Source organism: Streptococcus humanilactis, assembly GCF_019448275.1.
GTDB lineage: Bacteria > Bacillota > Bacilli > Lactobacillales > Streptococcaceae > Streptococcus > Streptococcus humanilactis.
In genome coordinates, this window is record NZ_JAHXBZ010000005.1 from 1 (window position 1) to 20,777 (window position 20,777).

Annotated in this window: 17 protein-coding genes and 1 tRNA gene; 4 read left to right on the plus strand and 14 right to left on the minus strand. The window is 41.9% G+C overall.

Features of this window, described 5'->3' with window-relative positions; translation table 11 throughout:
• Window positions 1–225 precede the first annotated feature (225 nt).
• The 9 genes from KV696_RS07275 to argR all read right to left on the minus strand — a co-directional run bounded on the left by KV696_RS07275 (window position 226) and on the right by argR (window position 11,477).
• Window positions 226–297: transfer RNA gene (locus tag KV696_RS07275), tRNA-Glu, on the minus strand.
• 147 nt (window positions 298–444) lie between these two features.
• Window positions 445–876: a cytidine deaminase family protein gene (locus tag KV696_RS07280; RefSeq protein WP_033679565.1), complete on the minus strand. Its 432-nt coding sequence runs from the start codon at window positions 874–876 to the stop codon at window positions 445–447.
• Window positions 877–889: 13 nt separating this feature from the next.
• Entirely contained in the window at window positions 890–2,350 is a 1,461-nt protein-coding gene (gene gltX / locus KV696_RS07285) for a glutamate--tRNA ligase (RefSeq protein ID WP_033679564.1), read from the minus strand.
• 127 nt (window positions 2,351–2,477) lie between these two features.
• Complete coding sequence (locus KV696_RS07290) at window positions 2,478–3,827, minus strand: glucose-6-phosphate isomerase (protein WP_000018268.1); 1,350 nt, start codon at window positions 3,825–3,827, stop codon at window positions 2,478–2,480.
• A 170-nt stretch (window positions 3,828–3,997) separates the two neighbouring features.
• The gene (locus KV696_RS07295) at window positions 3,998–4,687 is read right to left on the minus strand and encodes a gamma-glutamyl-gamma-aminobutyrate hydrolase family protein (RefSeq protein WP_049524749.1); all 690 of its coding nucleotides are present in this window, start codon (window positions 4,685–4,687) and stop codon (window positions 3,998–4,000) included.
• Window positions 4,688–4,825: 138 nt separating this feature from the next.
• Entirely contained in the window at window positions 4,826–6,592 is a 1,767-nt protein-coding gene (gene patB / locus KV696_RS07300) for an ABC transporter ATP-binding protein (protein WP_219967256.1), read from the minus strand.
• 1 nt (window position 6,593) lies between these two features.
• A complete protein-coding gene (gene patA, locus KV696_RS07305; protein WP_219967257.1) occupies window positions 6,594–8,300 on the minus strand; it encodes an ABC transporter ATP-binding protein in 1,707 nt (568 codons plus the stop codon).
• Window positions 8,301–8,445: 145 nt separating this feature from the next.
• Window positions 8,446–10,980, minus strand: a complete 2,535-nt coding sequence (gene mutS / locus KV696_RS07310; RefSeq protein WP_219967258.1) for a DNA mismatch repair protein MutS — start codon at window positions 10,978–10,980, stop codon at window positions 8,446–8,448.
• 50 nt (window positions 10,981–11,030) lie between these two features.
• The gene (gene argR, locus KV696_RS07315; RefSeq protein ID WP_001231476.1) at window positions 11,031–11,477 is read right to left on the minus strand and encodes an arginine repressor; all 447 of its coding nucleotides are present in this window, start codon (window positions 11,475–11,477) and stop codon (window positions 11,031–11,033) included.
• Window positions 11,478–11,612: 135 nt separating this feature from the next.
• Between argR and argS the strand changes: the two genes are divergently transcribed.
• The 4 genes from argS (at window position 11,613) to galU (ending at window position 16,282) form a co-directional block, all read left to right on the plus strand.
• A complete protein-coding gene (gene argS / locus KV696_RS07320; RefSeq protein WP_219967259.1) occupies window positions 11,613–13,304 on the plus strand; it encodes an arginine--tRNA ligase in 1,692 nt (563 codons plus the stop codon).
• Window positions 13,305–13,931: 627 nt separating this feature from the next.
• Window positions 13,932–14,177 (plus strand): hypothetical protein, encoded by a 246-nt coding sequence (locus KV696_RS07325; RefSeq protein ID WP_049532292.1) that lies wholly within the window; start codon window positions 13,932–13,934, stop codon window positions 14,175–14,177.
• Window positions 14,178–14,344: 167 nt separating this feature from the next.
• The gene (locus tag KV696_RS07330; RefSeq protein ID WP_219967260.1) at window positions 14,345–15,361 is read left to right on the plus strand and encodes an NAD(P)H-dependent glycerol-3-phosphate dehydrogenase; all 1,017 of its coding nucleotides are present in this window, start codon (window positions 14,345–14,347) and stop codon (window positions 15,359–15,361) included.
• 21 nt (window positions 15,362–15,382) lie between these two features.
• Window positions 15,383–16,282: a UTP--glucose-1-phosphate uridylyltransferase GalU gene (galU, locus tag KV696_RS07335; protein WP_219967261.1), complete on the plus strand. Its 900-nt coding sequence runs from the start codon at window positions 15,383–15,385 to the stop codon at window positions 16,280–16,282.
• Between the two features lie 207 nt (window positions 16,283–16,489).
• On the opposite strand, the gene KV696_RS07340 is transcribed toward galU, so the two are convergent.
• The 5 genes from KV696_RS07340 to KV696_RS07360 form a co-directional block, all read right to left on the minus strand.
• Window positions 16,490–17,164, minus strand: coding sequence for a rhomboid family intramembrane serine protease (locus tag KV696_RS07340; RefSeq protein ID WP_219967262.1), 675 nt, complete (start codon window positions 17,162–17,164; stop codon window positions 16,490–16,492).
• On the minus strand, window positions 17,148–17,687 hold the full coding sequence (locus KV696_RS07345; protein WP_219967263.1) for a 5-formyltetrahydrofolate cyclo-ligase: 540 nt from the start codon (window positions 17,685–17,687) through the stop codon (window positions 17,148–17,150). Before KV696_RS07345 ends, KV696_RS07340 begins: the two co-directional genes overlap by 17 nt.
• Before the next feature lie 11 nt (window positions 17,688–17,698).
• Window positions 17,699–18,829: an N-acetyldiaminopimelate deacetylase gene (locus KV696_RS07350; RefSeq protein ID WP_219967264.1), complete on the minus strand. Its 1,131-nt coding sequence runs from the start codon at window positions 18,827–18,829 to the stop codon at window positions 17,699–17,701.
• Window positions 18,830–18,896: 67 nt separating this feature from the next.
• Window positions 18,897–19,595 carry a 2,3,4,5-tetrahydropyridine-2,6-dicarboxylate N-acetyltransferase gene (gene dapD / locus KV696_RS07355; RefSeq protein WP_000127456.1) on the minus strand — a complete coding sequence of 233 codons (699 nt, stop codon included), beginning with the start codon at window positions 19,593–19,595 and terminating at the stop codon, window positions 18,897–18,899.
• A gap of 228 nt (window positions 19,596–19,823) precedes the next feature.
• Window positions 19,824–20,735: a DMT family transporter gene (locus KV696_RS07360; RefSeq protein WP_004248461.1), complete on the minus strand. Its 912-nt coding sequence runs from the start codon at window positions 20,733–20,735 to the stop codon at window positions 19,824–19,826.
• Window positions 20,736–20,777: the final 42 nt, after the last annotated feature.

Consider the following 20,777-nt stretch of genomic DNA (forward strand, 5'->3'; position numbering starts at 1 on the left):
CATTTCTGTCACTGACAGATTTATTGTTTTTTCATTGTTCAGTACTACAACCTTAGTTGTAGTGCCCTGCACATTGGTTCGTCTTGTTCAGTTTTCAAAGGTCTTTGTCACTCACTTCTCTCAAGTGACAACTATATTAGTATATCACAGTCGCTTTCGCTTGTCAACACTTTTTTGAAACTTTTTTTAATTTTTTTCAATCAGTATTTTATCTGCAACATACCATAGTCCGTACGGGATTCGAACCCGTGTTACCGCCGTGAAAAGGCGGTGTCTTAACCCCTTGACCAACGGACCTGAGTTGTTATTTTCAACTCTTACTATTATACAGCCTTTTTGTTTTTTGTCAACTACTTTTTTAAACTTTTTCTATTTTTTCAATTCTTTTCAAGTACAGTTTTTCAAATTATAGTAAAAAGAGCCAGAATTATACTGACTCTTCTATTAATTATTAAACTTAGAAGCACGTTCTTCTCCCCACCAATAAGGGATTAGTTCTGAGACTTTAACTGTTTTTCTTATATTATAGTCCATCATGAATTCTGCATCTTTATTTTCAGCATTAAGCTCTAAGAGGAATTCTCTACAAGCTCCACAAGGCATACCGGAACTTACACCATAAGGTGGTTTGTCTCGAAAAGCTAATACTTTCTTAACCTTGGTTTGTCCTGAGAATTGATACATATTAAAGAGAGCCACCCGTTCTGCACAGAGATGGAACACACCACAGGTTCCCTCCATACAGAAACCTGTAAATATTTGCCCATCTTCTGCTTCTACTGCGGCTACAACATGGTTGGCATAAACAAAGTCTGATACTTCATGTGGATTGTAAAGTTTCTGTGCTTCTTCGTACATCTTTTCCCAGATGTCCATTGTTGCATCCTTCTTATTTAGAGATTTCTTTTAACATGTTTTTGATATGCTGAATTGATCTTTCACGTCCAAGCAAGAAAATCGTATCTGGCAATTCTGGTCCATGCATTTCACCTGAAACTGCGATACGAATAGGCATGAAAAGATTTTTTCCTTTAATACCTGTTTCTTTTTGGACTGCTTTGATTTGTGGGAAAATATTTTCTGTCACAAATTCATCATCTGTCATTGCTTCGAGTTTTGCTTTGAAGGCTTCAAGAACTGTTGGGACTGTTTCACCCGCCATGACTTCACGCTCTGCTTCTGTCAATTCTGGGAAATCTGAGAAGAAAAGATCTGTCAATGGAATAATTTCATCTACTGATTTCATTTGTGGTCTATAGAGCTCAACTAGTTTTTCAGCCTTGTCAGTTAAACGGCCTGCTTCCTCTAAGAATGGTTTTGCCATCTCAAAGATAGTTTCTAGGTCTGCATTTTTGATATAATCATTGCTCATCCAGTCCAGTTTCTTCTGATCAAAGGCTGCTGGTGACTTGCTGAGGCGATTTTCATCGAAAAGTTTAATGAGTTCTTCACGAGAGAAGATTTCATCTTCGCCACCTGGGTTCCAACCAAGAAGGGCGATAAAGTTAAAGACTGCTTCTGGAAGGTAACCTTTCTTTCGGTAATCTTCGATAAATTGAAGGGTATTGGTATCGCGTTTAGATAATTTTTTCCCGGTTTCAGAGTTGATGATCAAGGTCATGTGACCGAACTCTGGAGCTTCCCAACCAAGGGCTTCATAAACCATAAGCTGTTTTGGTGTATTAGCAATGTGGTCGTCTCCACGGATTACGTGAGAGATTTGCATATCGTGGTCATCGATAACAACGGCAAAGTTGTATGTTGGGTAACCATCTTTCTTTTGGATAACCCAGTCACCGCCGATATTGCCACCTTCAAATTCGATATCACCTTTGACCATATCATGCCACTTGTATATACCTGACTCATTGACAGCCAAACGAACAGTTGGGATGATCCCTGCTGCTTCACGTTCTGCGATGTAAGTTGCTTTTTCTTCTTCACTCATACCAAGGTATTCATTGATGTAGCGTGGTGTTTCGCCAGCTGCTTCTTGGCGTTCGCGTTCAGCGGCCAACTCTTCTTCTGTAACATAAGATTTGTAGGCTTTTCCTTCAGCTAATAGTTGGTCGATGTATTTTTGATACAAGTCCAAACGCTCAGACTGGCGGTAATTTTCATGTGTTTCTGGACTTTCATCCCAATCCATTCCTAACCAACGAAGGTTTTCAAGCTGTGAACGTTCACCATCTTCGACATGTCGTTTACGGTCAGTATCTTCGATACGAATGATAAATGTTCCACCATGATGGCGTGCATACAAGTAGTTAAACAATGCTGTACGGGCATTCCCGATGTGTAGTAGTCCTGTTGGACTTGGTGCGTAACGTACGCGGATATCTTTTGACATGGTTTCTCCTATAAAGTCTCTAGGCGTCTGCCTTTTTTCTCTCTATATTATATCACAAGTCTTGGCTGAGTCCAATTTCTATGGATAAAGAGAGTAAAAAGAGTGGGCAAACCACTCTTTTCTTCTATTATAGACGTGCGTTAAGTTCTTTGCTCAATTCTTCAAATCCTGGTTTTCCAAGAAGGGCAAACATGTTACGTTTGTAAGCTTCAACACCTGGTTGGTCAAATGGGTTGATAGCATTCAAGTAACCTGAAAGAGCGATAGCCAATTCGAAGAAGTAGATTGTGTAACCAAGAGTGAAAGCGTCTTGCTCTGGAAGAGTCACGTACATGTTTGGTACATCACCATCTGTGTGGGCAAGAAGAACACCATCAGTCGCTTTTTTGTTTACAAAGTCAACGTCTTTTCCTTGAAGGTAACCAAGTCCATCAAGGTCTTCTTCCAAGCTAGGGATAATCACGTTTTTACGAGGTTTGTCAACACGGACAACTGTTTCAAACATGATACGAGTTCCTTCTTGGATAAATTGACCAAGTGAGTGCAAGTCAGTTGAGAAGTTGGCTGAAGTTGGGTAGATACCTTTTTGGTCTTTCCCTTCTGATTCACCAGCCAATTGTTTCCACCACTCTGAGAAGTACTGAAGTGATGGCTCATAGTTTACCAAGATTTCAGTTGCATAGCCTTTACGGTAAAGGATGTTACGAACTGCTGCGTATTGGTAAGCTTCGTTTTCAGAGATTTTGTCTGAAGTGTAGTCTTTGCGAGCTGCGTTCGCACCTTCCATGAGGGCTTTGATGTCAGCTCCTGATGCTGCGATTGGAAGCAAACCAACAGCTGTCAATACTGAGAAGCGTCCACCAATGTCATCTGGAACAACAAATGTTTCCCAACCGTTAGCGTCTGCTTCAACCTTAACAGCACCTTTTTGGCGGTCAGTTGTTGCATAGATACGTTTGTTAGCTTCTTCTTGACCGTATTTCTTAACCAAAAGTTCTTTGAAGACACGGAAAGCGATAGCTGGTTCAGTTGTTGTACCTGATTTAGAAATCACGTTTACTGAGAAGTCTTTGTCTGCAACATACTCTACCAAGTCAGCAAGGTAAGTAGATGAGATTGAGTTTCCTGCGTAAAGGATTTGTGGAGCTTTGCGTTCTTCTTTTGTTTGCAAGTTAGCAAAGTGGTGGTTCAAGAAGTCGATTGCTGCTTTGGCACCAAGGTAAGATCCACCGATACCGATTACAACCAAGACATCGCTGTCTGATTTGATTTGCTCAGCAGCTTTCAAGATACGGTCAAATTCTTCGCGGTCGTAGTTTTCAGGAAGGTCCAACCATCCCAAAAAGTCGCTACCAGCACCAGTTCCTTTACGGATCAATTCATCTGCTGCTGTTACTTGTGATTGCATGTATTCCACTTCATGTGGTGCAACAAATTTGTCTAAAACTTTTGAATAATCAAATTTAATATGTGACATGTTATTCCTCCAATATTTCTTCTTTTCTATCATAACGCTTACCTTCGTTTTTTTCAAGTTTTTTTGTCGAATTTCTCCAATTTTTATCAGAATTCAAACGTTTGCGTAAAAATCCCACATTCCAAAAATTTTGAAAAAATAAAAGAAAGAACGACCAGATGTCCCAGTCGTTACAGTTCATTCAATAAATACTCAAATAATTCTAAATTACCATTCTCTTCATTAACCAGAAACTCTGGATGCCACTGCAAACCGATAATGCGGTGCTCATCGATAGACTCAATCGCTTCGATGGTCTGGTCTCTTGGATCAATAGCAGTTACACGGAAATTAGGTGCCAAATCTTTAATGCTTTGACGATGGACGGAGTTGACCTGACTTTCTTTCCCAAATAGCTTAGCCACCACGCTTCCCTCCACTGTCTCAATAGAGTGAGATGTTCCGAAAGGTAGTCCTTGCCAGTGACCTTCGATTTCTTGATTGAGGGTTCCACCAAAGGCAACATTGACAAGTTGAACACCGCGACAGATTGCCATAATTGGTTTATTCTGACGAAGCGCTTCTTTCAAGAGGGCCAATTCAAACTCATCACGCACTAGATTGTAATCATCGCTCTCGATGGTCTTTTTCTCTCCATAAAACTGAGGATGGACATTTTGCCCACCTGTCAAGATAAGTTTATCTATCATTTCTACATAATCGCGTACAACTGACTCATCACCAACAGGAATAACTAGAGGGAGACCACCGACTTGACGAATGCTCTCTGCGAATCTACAAGATACAGATGAATGAATGTTTTTGCCTTCTGCGTCTACGGGACATAGATTTGCAGCAACTCCTACAACCGTTCTAGCCATTATGTCTCTCCTTTCGAATATTAACGATAGTCCTATCATATCACTCAAAACGCCTTTCGTCTAATATGTTTTTTTAAAGGCTGTGATAAAAATTTTTTATGGACAAGAAAAAGCTGCCCACATAGGACAACTTCTTTCTTATTCAAAAACAAATTGATTGTGATAGAGTTCTGAATAGAAGCCACCAAGTTTCAAAAGTTCATGGTGGTTACCGCGTTCAATGACTTCTCCATCTTTAAGGACAATAATCTGATCTGCATTGAGGATGGTCTTCAAACGATGGGCAATGACAAAACTGGTTCTACCCGCTACGACCGCCTCCATGGCATGCTGAATTTTACTTTCTGTCACCGTATCTACGTTTGAAGTGGCTTCATCTAGAATGAGAACTTCTGGATCTGTCATCAGGGTTCGAGCGATAGAAATCAATTGCTTTTGCCCAGTTGAGAAGATGCTCTGGTCATCATCTATAAGAGTATCGTATTTATCAGGTAAGCTTTCGATATAGTCGTGAATGTGGGTTGCTTTGGCTGCTGCCTCAACCATTTCTTGACTAGCATCTGGCACACCGAAACGAATATTGTCTCGGATCGTTCCACTAAACAAGACCGAATCCTGCAAGACAATCCCCACCTTGCTTCTAAGACTATCTAAGTCATAGTCACGAATGTCTTTCCCATCAAAATAAATACCACCAGCATCAACATCATAAAAGCGATTGATGAGGTTCATAATAGTGGTTTTTCCTGAACCCGTCGGCCCAACAACCGCGGTCATCTGTCCTTTCGGAGCGGAAATGCTGACATCTTTCAAAATAGGTTTATCAGGCAAATATGAAAAATCAATGTGACTGATTTCAACACCTTCTTGCAACTTAGTGAAAATTGGAGCCTTTTCAGGTCGAATTTCTTCCTCTGCGTCAAACATTTCCTGAATCCGTTCAGCCCCCGTAAAGGCTAACTGAAGGCTTCCCCAACTAGCTGCAACTTGAATAATAGGCTGGTAGTACTGCTGTGAAAATTGGGCGAACATAACAATCAAACCTAGGGCTGTACTTGTTTCAATAGATTTATCATTCAAAAGTACAGCTGAACCAGCAAAGATGACGACAGCTGTATTAACCAGGCTCATCCCATTCATGACAGGGAAAAGAATTCCTGAGAACATTCTTCCTTTAAAGGTCGCCTTGCGCACGCGCTCATTTTGTTCAAGAAATCCTGCCATCATATCCTCTTGAATACCTTGCACAATGACAGCTTTTTGGCCTGAAATACTCTCGTCCATATAGGCGTTGAGCTTCCCTACCTCTTTCTGCTGGAGGTTGGTATATTTCCGTGCCATTTTTACGATGAAAATCAGCATGAGGAAGGCAACTGGTGTGCTGGCAATGGTGATGAAGGCCAGCGTCACATTTCTCGAAAACATGACAAGAATCAGACCAATATATAAAACAATATTGCTCATGACCTGAATCAAGCTCTCGTTAAAGGCTTGAAGGATATTATCCAAATCACTGGTAAAACGAGACAGGATATCTCCATCTTGTCGGCGGTCAAAGAATGAAACCGTCAATTGCGCAAGCTTCCCAAATAGGCCTTTGCGCATCTCGTTGGTCGATTCTGCAATCACGCGCGTCATGAGGCACATGTATATGACACTAGAGATAAATAGAACCAAAACCAGCAGACCAAGATTGACCATGATTCCTGATAGACTCTGCCAAACAAGTTCTGGATTGCCATCTTGATAAGCTTGAACTAAGTTGGCTAGCTGCGTCACTGCTTGTCCAGAAAAGACTGGAAAGAGGGCTTGGGCAAGAGTCGCCAGAACAATCATCAGAATGACAACTACAAATGATAGCTTATAAACTTTAAAATAATTCCAAAAAAATTGAACTGTCTTCATTTTACTCCTCCTTTCCTTTCTGTGTTTCATAGATTTCACGGTAAACAGCATTGTTGGCAACCAAGTCTGCATGCGTACCTTGACCAATCAATCGTCCTTGATCTAGAACCAAGATCTTGTCTGCATGGACAACCGAGCTAATCTTTTGCGCGATGATAATAGTTGTTGTTCCCTTCAAGTCCTTATTCAAGGCTTCTTGAACCAGGCGCTCTGACTTAGCATCCAAGGCCGAGGTCGAATCGTCAAAAATCAGAATACGTGGATTGCTGACAATCCCACGCGCAATCGACATCCTTTGCTTTTGCCCACCTGAGAAGTTAGTTCCCCGTTCCTCAACTGGACTTTCAAAGGTTTTCTCCATACGATGAATGAATTCACTAGCCTGAGCAATATTAGCTGCGCGTTCCATTTCAAATAAAGTAGCATCTCCTTTACCCTGTCTCAAGTTGTCTGCAATCGTTCCACTGAAGAGAATGGCACGTTGAAGAACGATAGAAACAGTTTTACGCAGGGTTCCTTCACTCACTTCGCGAATATCCTTACCTCCGATTTTGATAGCCCCTTCCTGCGGGTCAAAGAGACGTGGAATCAATTGAGCCAAGGTTGATTTTCCTGCACCAGTGGCTCCAACGACACCAACCATCTGACCAGGTTTAATAGTAAAGCTCACATCTTTCAGCATCGGTTCCTTGTCCATTGGATAGGTAAAGGTCACATTTTCAAAGCTAAGACTGCCGACCAACTCTTCATCTGGGATATCCTTGAAGGTCATGGCTGGCTCTGCATCCAGAATTTCTCGAATACGACGCATAGAAATCATGGCACGACTGACAGAATTTCCCAAAAATCCAACCATGACAATGGTAAAGATAATCTGGCTTAGGTAATTGACAAAGGAAGCAATGGAGCCAACAACTGACGGATCCGACTGAACCATCCCTGCAACTAACCAAATAGAGAGGAATACCGCCCCGTAACCGACCAACATCATGAAAGGTTCCACTACTGAAAAGGCATAACCAATGTAAAGGTTTTGACCAAGAAGCTCGTCTGAAACCTCCGTAAACTTAGCAAACTGCTCTTTTTCTTGGACAAAGGACTTGACCACACGAACGCCACGCAAATTTTCCTTGGCAATGGCATTGATGCGTTCAAGAAGGGTTTGAAACTTGGCAAAACGAGGCCCCATCATTCCCATCATGACGGCAGTCAAGCCAAAAATTAAGATTACCATGAGAACAATCACCCACCACAGAGAGGGCAAAGTTTGAACCGCCAGGATAAACGAACCGATGAACAAGAGAGGAAGTCTGAAAAGAATTTGGAAGGTCATCATGACCACGTTCTGAATCTGGTTGATATCATTTGTCATTCGAACGACTAGATTTCCCGCATTAAATTGTTCAATATTGGCATAAGAAAAGGTTTGGATTTTACGGAAGGCGTCCTCCCGAAGGTCGGATGAAACTCCTTGGGCAATATAGGCTGCAAGGACAACATTGAGACCACCAGCAACTAAACCAACCACGGCCACACCAATCAACCAAGCCCCGATACTATAAATAGCTTCATATTTTCCAGCAAGGAGGGCGTCTAAGACTTCCTGCAAATAACGCGGTTGCAAAAGTGAACTAGCAACCATCAAGCCTGTCATCAGGAGCGAAGCCAAGGCCTGCCACTTGTAGGTTTTTATTTTCTGAATCAGCATACTTTCTCCTTAAAAAATAGACAAAAGGGAGCGACAATGCGTCAGCTCCTTCTCATTCTGTTTGTGTGATGTTATTCTAGCAAAAAAGTGGGAACTTGTCAAAGAAGTCTCCTTGATACAGCTAGAATGACCAGTAATTTTCTCTTTATAGTTTCTGTTTTAACTCGACCAAGACATTCATAGCCTGCATAGGTGTCATATTGTAAACATCCAGCTTAGCTAATTCTGCTAGGATAGGATGTTCTTCAGTCGTATCAAAGAGTGAAATCTGTTCTGTGACAGCACTTGTTTGTCTCATCAGACTTGGACTTTCTCCCCCTTGACTCTCCAGTTGTGTCAAAATCTTATCCGCCCTTGCTAGAAGGTCTGCTGGCAAACCGGCAATCTTAGCAACATGAATACCGTAGGATTTATCAGCTGGTCCTGGTTCAATCTTGTGAAGGAAGGTGACCTGCCCACCCTGCTCCAAAGTTGCCACGTGGACATTGACCAAGTGTTGTAAACTAGACTCCAGACTAGTCAACTCATGGTAGTGGGTCGCAAAGAGGGTCTTGGCTCCGATGTGTTCATGAATGTATTCGATGATGGACTGAGCAAGAGCCATACCGTCGTAAGTTGCAGTTCCACGACCTAACTCATCAAAGAGAATCAAGGAATTTTTGGTTGCATGCGAAATGGCATTATTGGCCTCCATCATCTCCACCATGAAAGTTGATTGACCTGAAACCAAGTCATCTGCTGCTCCGATACGGGTAAAAATCGCATCAAAAATCGGCAAATAGGCGCTTTCAGCAGGAACATAGGAACCTATCTGAGCCATAACTGCCGTCATGGCTAACTGACGCATATAGGTTGACTTCCCACTCATGTTTGGCCCTGTAATCAATTGAATACTGGTATCTTCTGCCATCTGAATCGTATTTGGAATATAGGTCTGAGCCCCCATGACCTTTTCAACGACAGCATGGCGCCCTTTCTGGATATCAATTCGCGAATCATCTCCGAATTCAGGTCGAATCAAATGCTGGGTTTCAGCTACAACCGCCAGACTTTGCAAGACATCAACTGTCGCAATTCCTTGAGCTAGAGCTTGTAAACGTTGGATGTACTTGCTGACTTCCTCACGAATACGCATAAAGATTTCGTACTCTAGATTGGCTGACTTCTCACGCGCCTCCAACATGTCGCCTTCGATACGGGCTAATTCCTCAGTTCCAAAGCGTTCTGAGTTTTTCAGCGTTGCCTTGCGGAAAAAGTGAGCAGGCACATTTCCCAGTTGCGAATTGGTCACATGGAAATAGTAGCCATCCTTTTTATTGTAGTCAATCTTAAGCGTGCTGATACCAGAGTTTTCTCTCTCCTTGGCCTCAATCTCAGCAATCCAACCAGTTCCTTCTCTGAGCACACGACGGTACTTGTCTAAAGTCTCATCAAATCCAGTCTGGATAATTCCCCCATCTGTAATCACATGAGGAGCTTCAGGAGCAATCGCTGCGCTAATCAAACTCTCCAACTCTGGAATAGCATCTAGTTGTGTGATGAGATAGGCTAGAGCAGGTTGCTCCATACCTTCTAAAATCGCACGAATTCGTGGCACACTAGATAAGGTGGTCGCCAGCTGCAAGAGATCCTTGGGATTGGTTTTGCCAAAAGAAACCCGACTAGCCAATCGTTCGATATCATAAACTCCCTTGAGACTGTCTGTCAAATCACTACGCTCAAAGAAATGGTCGAGAAAGACCTGCACCACTTCTTGACGTTGGATGATTCGTTCCTTATCAATCAAGGGGCGATGAATCCAAGAACGCAAGAGACGCATGCCCATAGCCGTCTTGGTTTCATCCAAAAGCCAGAAAAGACTGCCTTGCTTCTTGCCTGAACGGGCATTCTCAACCAAATCCAGACTAGCCTTGGTCGCATAATCCATCTGCAAGAAATCCTTGATTTCATAGCGGATAACAGGTTTGAGGTGGTTCAATTCCCGCATCTGAGTCCGATGAACATACTGGAGTAGCTTACTAGATGCCGCTTGCTCCACAGCTGCTAATCGTAAATCCAGTAAATGAAGGTCTTCAAAGCCTTCTTTTTCATAGGAAAGTACCAGATTCATCTGACGACTAAGGATTTGTTCCTCTTCCTCAGACAAGTCATAGCCCAGCACCACTTCTCGAGCCTTGAGATTACGGATTTCCCCACAAACCAGCGTGAAATCCAAAAGACCTGTCACATAAAAGTCACCCGTCACCAGGTCCATATAAGCTAGGCCAAATTGATTGCCAGCACGGTCTATGGCAACCAAAAAATTATTCTGACTGTCCGGCTTACTGCTATCGACCACTGTCCCTGGCGTAATGACCTGAACAACCTCTCGTTTCACAACCCCAACTGCTTGTTTAGGATCTTCCATCTGCTCTGCGATAGCCACCTTATAGCCCTGCTCAATCAAGACATCAATGTACTGTTGGGCAGAATGATAGGGGACACCCGCCATAGGAATCGGATTGTCGGCATTCTTGTTGCGACTCGTTAAGGAAATTTCCAGAATCTGCGCAGCATTGACCGCATCCTCATAAAATAATTCATAAAAATCACCCATACGAAAGAGCAAAAAAGCATCTGGATATTGCTTTTTAATATCCACATACTGTTGCATGCCGGGTGATAGCTTTTCTGTCGCCATTTTCCGTCTCTCCTTGTCAAAAATAAGTCTTGAGAGCAACTCCCAAGACCTTACTTATCTTTCATCAAATCTAGCAAACGATCTTCCATGAGTTTGGCGACGTGCTGGTCTCGACAAATGACCAATAAGGTATTGGCACCAGCAACTGTTCCTAAAATCCATTCATCCTTGTTTGCATCTACAATATTTGCCAAAACAGAAGCTTCTCCCAATTTGGTATGAAGTACCAAGGTAAACTCTGCTCTTGCAACACCTTCTAAATGATGAGACAAAAACTCCACCAAATCAATCTTTTCTGTCTCATTTGCTAGTACATAATACACCATATCATTTTTCTTGACCTTGGTCAAGCCGATTTCGCGCAAATCACGAGACAGGGTTGTCTGCGTCACAAAAACATTGTGCGCCTCCAACCGATCTTGAATTTCTTTTTGTGTACTTAATTTCTCCTCAGTAATCATTTTTTTTATTAACTGATGACGATCTCTTTTTCTCATAAAATCCTCTTATGTGAATATTTATAACTATTTTTATAACTATATTATACCAAAAAAATAGGAGATTTCAAAAATTTTTTCTTCTTTCTTTAAAATTGTGATAAAATAGTAGAAAAGTCCAAAAAGGAGCTCTTAATGAATACAAAAGAATTGATTGCTAGCGAATTGGCTAGCATCATTGATAGCCTGGACCAAGAGGCTATTTTAAATTTACTGGAAACCCCTAAAAACTCAGAAATGGGAGACATCGCTTTCCCTGCTTTTTCTCTTGCAAAAGTCGAACGTAAAGCACCTCAAATGATTGCGGCTGAACTGGCTGAAAAAATTAACAGCCAAGCCTTTGAAAAGGTTGTCGCAACAGGACCTTACGTTAACTTTTTCCTTGATAAATCTGCTATTTCTGCTCAAATATTGCAAGCTGTTATCACTGAAAAAGAACACTATGCTGACCAAAACATTGGTAAACAAGAAAATGTTGTTATCGACATGTCTAGTCCCAATATCGCTAAACCATTCTCTATTGGTCATCTGCGCTCAACTGTTATCGGAGATAGCTTGTCACATATTTTCCAAAAAATCGGTTATCAAACGGTCAAGGTCAACCATTTGGGAGACTGGGGTAAACAGTTTGGGATGTTGATTGTTGCCTACAAAAAATGGGGGAACGAAGAAGCTGTAAAAGCTCATCCAATCGATGAACTTCTTAAACTCTATGTCCGCATCAACGCTGAAGCTGAAAATGACCCTAGCTTGGATGAAGAAGCACGCGAATGGTTCCGTAAACTTGAAAATGGAGACGAGGAAGCTCTCGCACTTTGGCAATGGTTCCGTGATGAAAGTTTGGTGGAATTTAACCGTCTTTACAATGAATTACAAGTCGAATTTGACAGCTACAATGGAGAAGCCTTCTACAACGATAAGATGGATGCAGTTGTAGACATTCTTTCTGAAAAAGGCCTTCTTGTTGAATCAGAAGGTGCCCAAGTTGTGAATCTTGAGAAATATGGAATTGAACATCCAGCCCTTATCAAAAAATCTGATGGTGCAACTCTCTATATCACACGTGACTTGGCTGCAGCTCTTTACCGTAAAAACGAATACCAATTTGCTAAATCTATCTACGTCGTTGGCCAAGAACAATCTGCCCACTTTAAACAACTCAAAGCTGTCTTACAAGAGATGGGCTACGATTGGAGTGACGACATTACTCACGTTCCTTTTGGTTTGGTTACAAAAGAAGGGAAGAAACTCTCTACTCGTAAAGGGAATGTCATCTTGCTAGAGCCTACTATCGCAGAGGCTGTTAGTCGTGCCAAGGCCCAAATCGAAGCTAAAAATCCTGAACTTGAAAACAAAGACCAGGTAGCGCATGCTGTTGGAGTTGGAGCCATTAAATTCTATGACCTCAAGACCGACCGTACAAATGGATACGACTTCGACCTAGAGGCTATGGTATCCTTCGAGGGTGAAACTGGACCTTATGTTCAATACGCCTACGCTCGTATCCAATCTATCTTACGCAAAGCGGATTTCAAACCAGAAACAGCTGGCAACTATAGCTTGAATGATGCTGAAAGTTGGGAAATCATCAAACTCATCCAAGACTTCCCACGTATTATCAACCGTGCAGCGGATAACTTTGAACCTTCTATCATTGCTAAATTTGCAATTAGCCTGGCTCAAGCCTTTAACAAATACTATGCACATACACGTATCCTAGACGAAAATCCTGAGCGCGACAGCCGTCTAGCCCTCAGCTACGCAACTGCAGTTGTTCTCAAAGAAGCCCTTCGCTTGCTTGGAGTAGAAGCACCTGAGAAGATGTAAATCGCCAAAGTTACTTGATTGCAAAGCAATCTAAGTAACTAACGCCAAATCCTATCAGGTATTTGGCTAGGCGCTTCACTAGTAAAGAAACATAAATATTATCGATTTATGTTTCTTTACGTCGTAATCAGAGATGCTTGCCTAAACGCTTCACTAATTCACCAAACCAAATAATATCGATTTGGTTTGGTTCATGTCGTAATCTTCAAGTTACTTGATTAAAAAGCAGTCTAAGTAATTAAGACCAAATCTTGTCGGAGATTTGGCTAGGCGCTTCACTAATTCACCTAACCAAATAATATCGATTTGGTTTGGTTCATGTCGTAATCTTCAAGTTACTTGATTAAAAAGCAGTCTAAGTAATTAAGACCAAATCCTGTCGGAGATTTGGCTAGGCGCTTCACTAGTTTTAGGACATAAATATGATCGATTTATGTCCTAAAACGTCGTAATCTTAAAGTTACTTGATTGTAAAGCAGTCTAAGTAACTAAGACCAAATCTTATACGTAATTAGGTTTAGAAGTCTATCAAAAATCTTATCAAGTTTTGCTGGCTTGTTCTGCTATTTTGGGTTCTCTAAATCGATTTACTCACTACTACTTCTTTATCATACAGGGAGATTTCTTATGAGCCAATATGCTTATATCCTCGTTGTGATTAGCTTGGTTTTCCTTTTTCTGCTCAATAAGTACGAGAAGGAACGGCTTCAAAGGCTCTACCAAGAACAACTTTTAAAGGATGAAACATTTAGGACTGACATCAAAGAGAAAATTCACACGACTGAAAACATCAATGATGTCATTGCTTACATCAATAAAACTTATCATCTAGGAATGTTGCTATCAAAAGACATTACAGATCAATTGAAATAAACCTAACTATATTATAACGAATATAAAAACCGAGACTAAGAGTTTATCCCTTCGTCTCGGTTTTTATATATTTTTCAAGTAACAAAGCCACCACTCCCCAGCAATGCAAGTGCAAAATCCCCTAGAATGTGATAAAATAAAAAGAGAACTCTATCAAGGAGGAAAACATGGAAAAACAAACCGTCGCCGTCTTGGGGCCTGGTTCTTGGGGAACTGCCCTTTCACAAGTCTTAAATGACAATGGACACGAGGTACGTATTTGGGGAAATCTTCCCGAGCAAATCAATGAAATTAATACACACCATACTAACAAACACTACTTTAAAGATGTCGTTCTAGATGAAAATATCATTGCCTACAGCGACTTATCAGAGGCACTGAAAGATGTAGATGCGATTTTGTTTGTTGTCCCAACAAAAGTGACACGACTTGTTGCCCAACAAGTTGCACAAACCTTAGATCATAAGGCTATCATCATGCACGCATCAAAGGGATTAGAACCTGATAGCCATAAACGATTATCAACCATTCTTGAAGAAGAAATTCCTGAACATCTCCGCAGTGATATTGTTGTTGTTTCAGGACCTAGTCATGCGGAAGAGACCATTGTGCGTGACCTAACTTTAATCACTGCTGCTTCTAAAGATTTACAAACAGCTCAATACGTTCAAGAACTCTTTAGTAATCACTACTTCCGACTTTATACCAATACGGATGTTATTGGAGTTGAAACTGCTGGTGCTCTTAAAAATATTATTGCTGTCGGTGCTGGAGCCTTACATGGTTTGGGATTTGGTGACAATGCTAAGGCAGCCATCATCGCTCGAGGCTTGGCAGAAATTACCCGCTTAGGAGTAGCACTTGGTGCCAGTCCATTGACCTATAGTGGCTTGTCTGGTGTGGGAGATTTGATCGTAACAGGGACTTCCATCCACTCTCGTAACTGGAGAGCCGGAGATGCTCTTGGTCGTGGAGAGTCTCTAGCTGATATCGAAGCCAATATGGGCATGGTGATCGAAGGAATTTCAACGACTCGAGCAGCCTATGAACTAGCGCAAGAACTTGGAGTCTATATGCCCATTACACAGGCCATTTACCAAGTTATTTACCACGGAACCAATATTAAAGATGCCATTTATGACATCATGAACAATGAATTTAAAGCAGAAAATGAGTGGTCTTGACCCTCTAAAGAAAGGATTCTTATGACATCAAAAGTTAGAAAGGCAGTTATCCCTGCCGCTGGACTTGGAACTCGATTTTTACCAGCAACCAAAGCACTTGCTAAAGAAATGTTGCCAATTGTAGACAAACCAACTATCCAATTTATCGTAGAAGAAGCTCTTAAATCAGGTATTGAAGATATTCTAGTTGTCACTGGTAAATCAAAACGTTCTATTGAGGACCACTTTGACTCAAACTTTGAGCTTGAATACAATCTTAAGGAAAAAGGCAAAACGGATTTGTTAAAATTGGTAGATGAAGCAACTGGTATGCGCCTCCATTTCATTCGCCAAACTCACCCTCGCGGTCTTGGAGACGCTGTCCTACAAGCCAAAGCTTTTGTAGGGAATGAGCCCTTCGTTGTTATGCTGGGTGATGACCTTATGGACATCACAAATGAGAATGCCGTTCCTTTGACAAAACAACTGATGAATGATTACGAAAAGACACACGCATCAACCATTGCTGTCATGCCTGTACCACACGAAGACGTTTCATCATACGGGGTTATCGCTCCTCAGGGTGAAGGAAGTAATGGACTCTATAGCGTTGAAACTTTCGTAGAAAAACCAGCTCCCGAAGATGCACCAAGTGATTTGGCAATCATCGGTCGCTATCTACTCACACCTGAGATTTTTGATATCTTAGAAAATCAAACTCCTGGTGCTGGAAATGAAATCCAACTTACTGATGCTATTGATACGCTCAATAAAACACAGCGTGTTTTTGCCCGTGAATTTACAGGAGCTCGTTACGACGTTGGGGATAAGTTTGGCTTTATGAAAACATCTATTGACTACGCCCTCAAGCACCCACAAGTCAAAGATGCCTTGAAAAATTACCTCATCCAACTTGGAAAAGAATTGGCTGAGAAGGAATAATACTCTTCGAAAATCTCTTCAAACCACGTTAGCTTCACCTTGCCGTAGGTATGGTTACTGACTTCGTCAGTTCTATCTACAACCTCAAAGCAGTGCTTTGAGCAGCCTGCGGTTAGCTTCCTAGTTTGCTCTTTGATTTTCATTGAGTATAAAACAAAAAAAGATAAGGTTCAAAAAATGCCTTATCTTTTTTCATTACACAAATTTTCATCCCATTCCCTTGTAGAAAAGCAAGACTGCGAACCCTACGAACAAGACTACCGCTCCTAACCTCTGGATGGTATTATACATCCGTCTTTCTCCTCGAACTGGAAAGATAACTGCTAGAAATGCACCACCAACTGCTCCTCCGATATGGCCTGCCAGGCTGATGCCGGGAATCAAAACACTTCCAATAATATTAATCACAAAAAGTGTCAGATAAGATTGGCCCAACTGCTGGATATAAGGATTACGCGTAGCATAGCGAAGAACAATAATCGCAGCAAATAGCCCATAGAGAGAAGTAGAAGCTCCTGCTGCTAAGGATTTTGGACTAAACTCAAAAACAAATAGATTGCCCATCATTCCTGATAAGAGATAGAGAAAGAAAAACTGCTTAGAACCGAAAATCTCCTCTACTTGCCTACCAAGATAATAGAGCGAAAGCATATTAACAATGAAATGCTCCCACCCAATATGAACAAAAATGGCAGAGAAGAGACGCCAAATCTGCTCTGGAAAGAGACGAATGACAGGCCCATACATGGCTCCAAATCGAAATAATGTATCCGCCCTGTCAAAATTTCCACCTGTAGTCACCAACATTAGTAGAAATACCAAGGCCGTCACTAAGAGGAAGAAACTCGTCACAGGGTAACGCCTATCAAAGATTTCCTTCATCAATTAATACCTCCTGAACAGGAATATCATGCTTTTCAGGGATAAAGTCCTGAATTTGACAAGGATAAACCGTACTCAAAGTATGACCAGGAAAATGTTTCAGATAGCGGTCATAATAACCTCCACCGTATCCAATCCGATATCCCTCCGTCGTAAAAGCCAGACCAGGAACATGAATCAAATCAATCTGAGAGGCATCCACCACTTCCAAATCTCCCTGTGGTTCCAGTAAGCCAAAGGAAGTTTTTACCAACTGCTGTGGATCATAGACCACAAAGTCCATGCGCCCCTTGGGATAGGTTTTGGGTATCAGAACCTTCTTGCCGTCCTTCAACGCCTGCTCAATCAGTTCCTGCGTTTGAAACTCATGAGGAAAAGAGAGGTAGGTTGCGATGACCTTGGCTTCTTGGTAGAAGGGATGTTTCAAAAATTGATCCGTTAAAGCTTGATCCATAGCCTGTTTTTGCTCTTGAGATATCGCCTTCATTTCTTGCAAGACTTGCTTGCGTAATTCTGCTTTCATAGACAAGCCCTCTACTCTACTGCCTTCTTTTTCAGGAAACTAGAGACCGCATCAACCCCAATAGCTAGTGCCTCTTCCTTGGGGCTCATCTGAGGATGATGAAGGGCGTAGGGACTATCGATACCCAGCCAGAACATAACGCCATCTACCTTCGAAAGAAGATAACCAAAGTCCTCACCTGTCATAGCAGGCTCGATATCAATCAACTCAATTCCCTCTTTTTCTTCAAAGAAATCCATCAGTTCACGCGCCAAGGCTGGATTGTTCTCAACAGGCAGATAACCACCTTGTTTGAGTTCCACTTCAACTTCCATATCAAAGGCAGCTGCAACTCCTTCTGCAACTGTTTTGACCCGCTTTTGCACCAAGAGACTCATGTCCTGTGTCAAGGCCCGAATAGTTCCATGCAAAAAGGCTGTATCTGTGATGACATTGTTGGTGGTTCCGGCTTGGAAAAGACCAAAGGTCACTACTGCTCCCTCGATTGGGTTGACATTTCGGCTAACCACTGACTGCACCTGGGTCACAAAGTAACTAGCCGCCACCAAAGCGTCATTAGCTTCATGTGGAAAAGCTGCGTGGCCACCTTTGCCTTTGAAACGGATCTTCACCTCGCAAGTTCCTGCAAAGAGTGTATGAGTATTAGTCGCAATCTGTCCAACCTTCAAATCTGGCCGAACATGGAGGCCATAAAACTGGTCTGGCAACCAGTCTCCAAAAGCGCCATCTTCATACATGAGCATGCCACCAGCTTCATTTTCTTCAGCAGGCTGAAACAGAAAGAGCAGATTATTCTTTGGTTGCTCCTCAAGGGCTCGCTCAAGACAGCCCAAAGCAATAGTCATGTGGAAATCATGGCCACAAGCATGCATACGACCTTGGTGCTGAGAGACGAAAGGAAGGCCTGTTTGCTCGATGATCGGCAGACCATCAATATCTGTTCTCCAACCAATAGTACGCTCTGGCTGACTTCCCTGCAAGTAAACCAAAATACCTGTCCGCCAAGTACGAACTTGAACAAAGTCCTTGCCTGCAGTCAATTTCTCAATCACATCTAGCAAATAAGCATGAGTCTTGAACTCCTCCAAGCCAATCTCTGGAATCTGGTGCAAATCTCGTCTAGTCTGAATCAAATCTAACATCTATCTGTCCTCCGATATAGCAGAAAGAGGCTGGAAGAAGGGTTCCGCCTCTTTATTACTTTTACAATTATAAGGTACGAAGCGCATCCTCTAGCGCTGTTTTTTGTTGGGTTTGGGCATCAATCTCTTTGATAATACGAGCTGGAACACCTGCTACTACCACGTTTTCTGGGACATCTTGGGTAACGATAGCTCCTGCTGCGACAACTGAACCACTACCGATTTGAACTCCTTCAATAACCACTGCATTAGCACCGATAAGAACATTGTCTCCAACACGGACTGGTTCTGCGCTAGCTGGCTCAATCACACCTGCAAGAACGGCACCTGCACCAACGTGACTGTTTTTCCCAACGATAGCACGACCACCAAGGATAGCCCCCATGTCAATCATGGTTCCTGTACCAATTTCAGCACCGATATTGATAACTGCTCCCATCATGATAACAGCATTGTCACCAATTTCAACCTGATCACGGATAATAGCACCTGGCTCGATACGAGCGTTGATAGCACGTTTATCTAGCAAAGGAACTGCAGAATTACGAGCATCTTGCTCAACAACATAGTCTTGATTTTCTACTAAACCATCGAGAAGCGGAGCCACGTCCTTCCAGTCTCCAAACAGGACATTTCCTAGTTTAACAACAGATCCAGGTACAGCAGTTGCGAGTTGTCCCTCAAAGGTTACTTTAACACTGGTTTTCTTTTCAGCATTGGCGATAAATTGGATAATTTCTTGAGCGTTCATTTTTGTGGCAGTCATAGGCGCCTCCTAGTTCATTTTAATGATACCTATTCTACCAAAAAAGACCTCAAATTTGAAGCCTTTTTGTTTGTTTTTAGGTATGATTTTTAGGGATGTGAGATAAAACGTGCTGTCGGTAAAAGCAAGCCCCTACCGATACAACCTAAAAACACTCTTCACAACTATCTCCCCGTGTTTTATTGACTATTCTAGTATAGCACACTTTTAGAATTAAGAAAAGACTTTTTATTTACTTTCTTTCGCTTCTTCTATCGATAGGAAAATCATGGGCAAAATAATCAAGGCCATAGCTAGAAGAAGGGACCAATCCACTACCAATCCTAAAAACAAAACACTCAAAAGGGCAGAAGAGAGAGGTTCACTGGCACTGATAACGGAAACCACCAAGGGAGAAACCAAAGACACAGCCTTCATGGAAATAAAAAAAGCAAAAGCCGTTCCAAAGAAAGCAATAGTGAGGCAAATCAAGATACTCCAAATATCAAGAGTAAAGGAAAGCTGATAAACCGGCGAGAGGACATTGCTAAATAAACCGGCCAAAATCATCCCCCACCCAACCGTGGGTACAAAACCATAGCGCTTCGCGAAAGGTTGGGGCAAGATAACATTAAACATAACACCCATGGCACTCAGCAGACCTGTTACAAGGGCTAGTGGCGTCATGGATAACTGAGAGAGATCTCCCTTTGTCGCCATCAAGCAAACACCCAGCATAGCAACCAAAACATAGAAAATAGCGCTTTTTGACGCTCGTTTTTGATAAACCAAGCGATTGTAAAAGAGGATAAAGACAGGACTGATAAACTGTAAAATAGTTGCTGTCGCTGCATTTGAATATTCTACGCAGAGGTAGAAAAAATACTGGACTGAAAAAATCCCCAAAATAGCATAGGCCAAAAAGGGCAGGTAATTTTTCTTATCTCGCCAAATATCTAGCACTTGCGATTTTAATTGCATTGCTGACCAAATGAGCACAAGACTCCCTGCCAGTGTCAAACGCATAGAGGTAATCCAGCCAGAGGACACTTGATAATGAGTAAAGAAATATTCTCCTAAAATTCCACAGATTCCCCATATTAAGCCGGATAGAAGCGAATAAATGGTTCCTTTAATAATCTTTTTCTGATACTGATTCATACCTTTATTGTAACACGAAAGGAAAAAAGAAAAAAGTGGCAA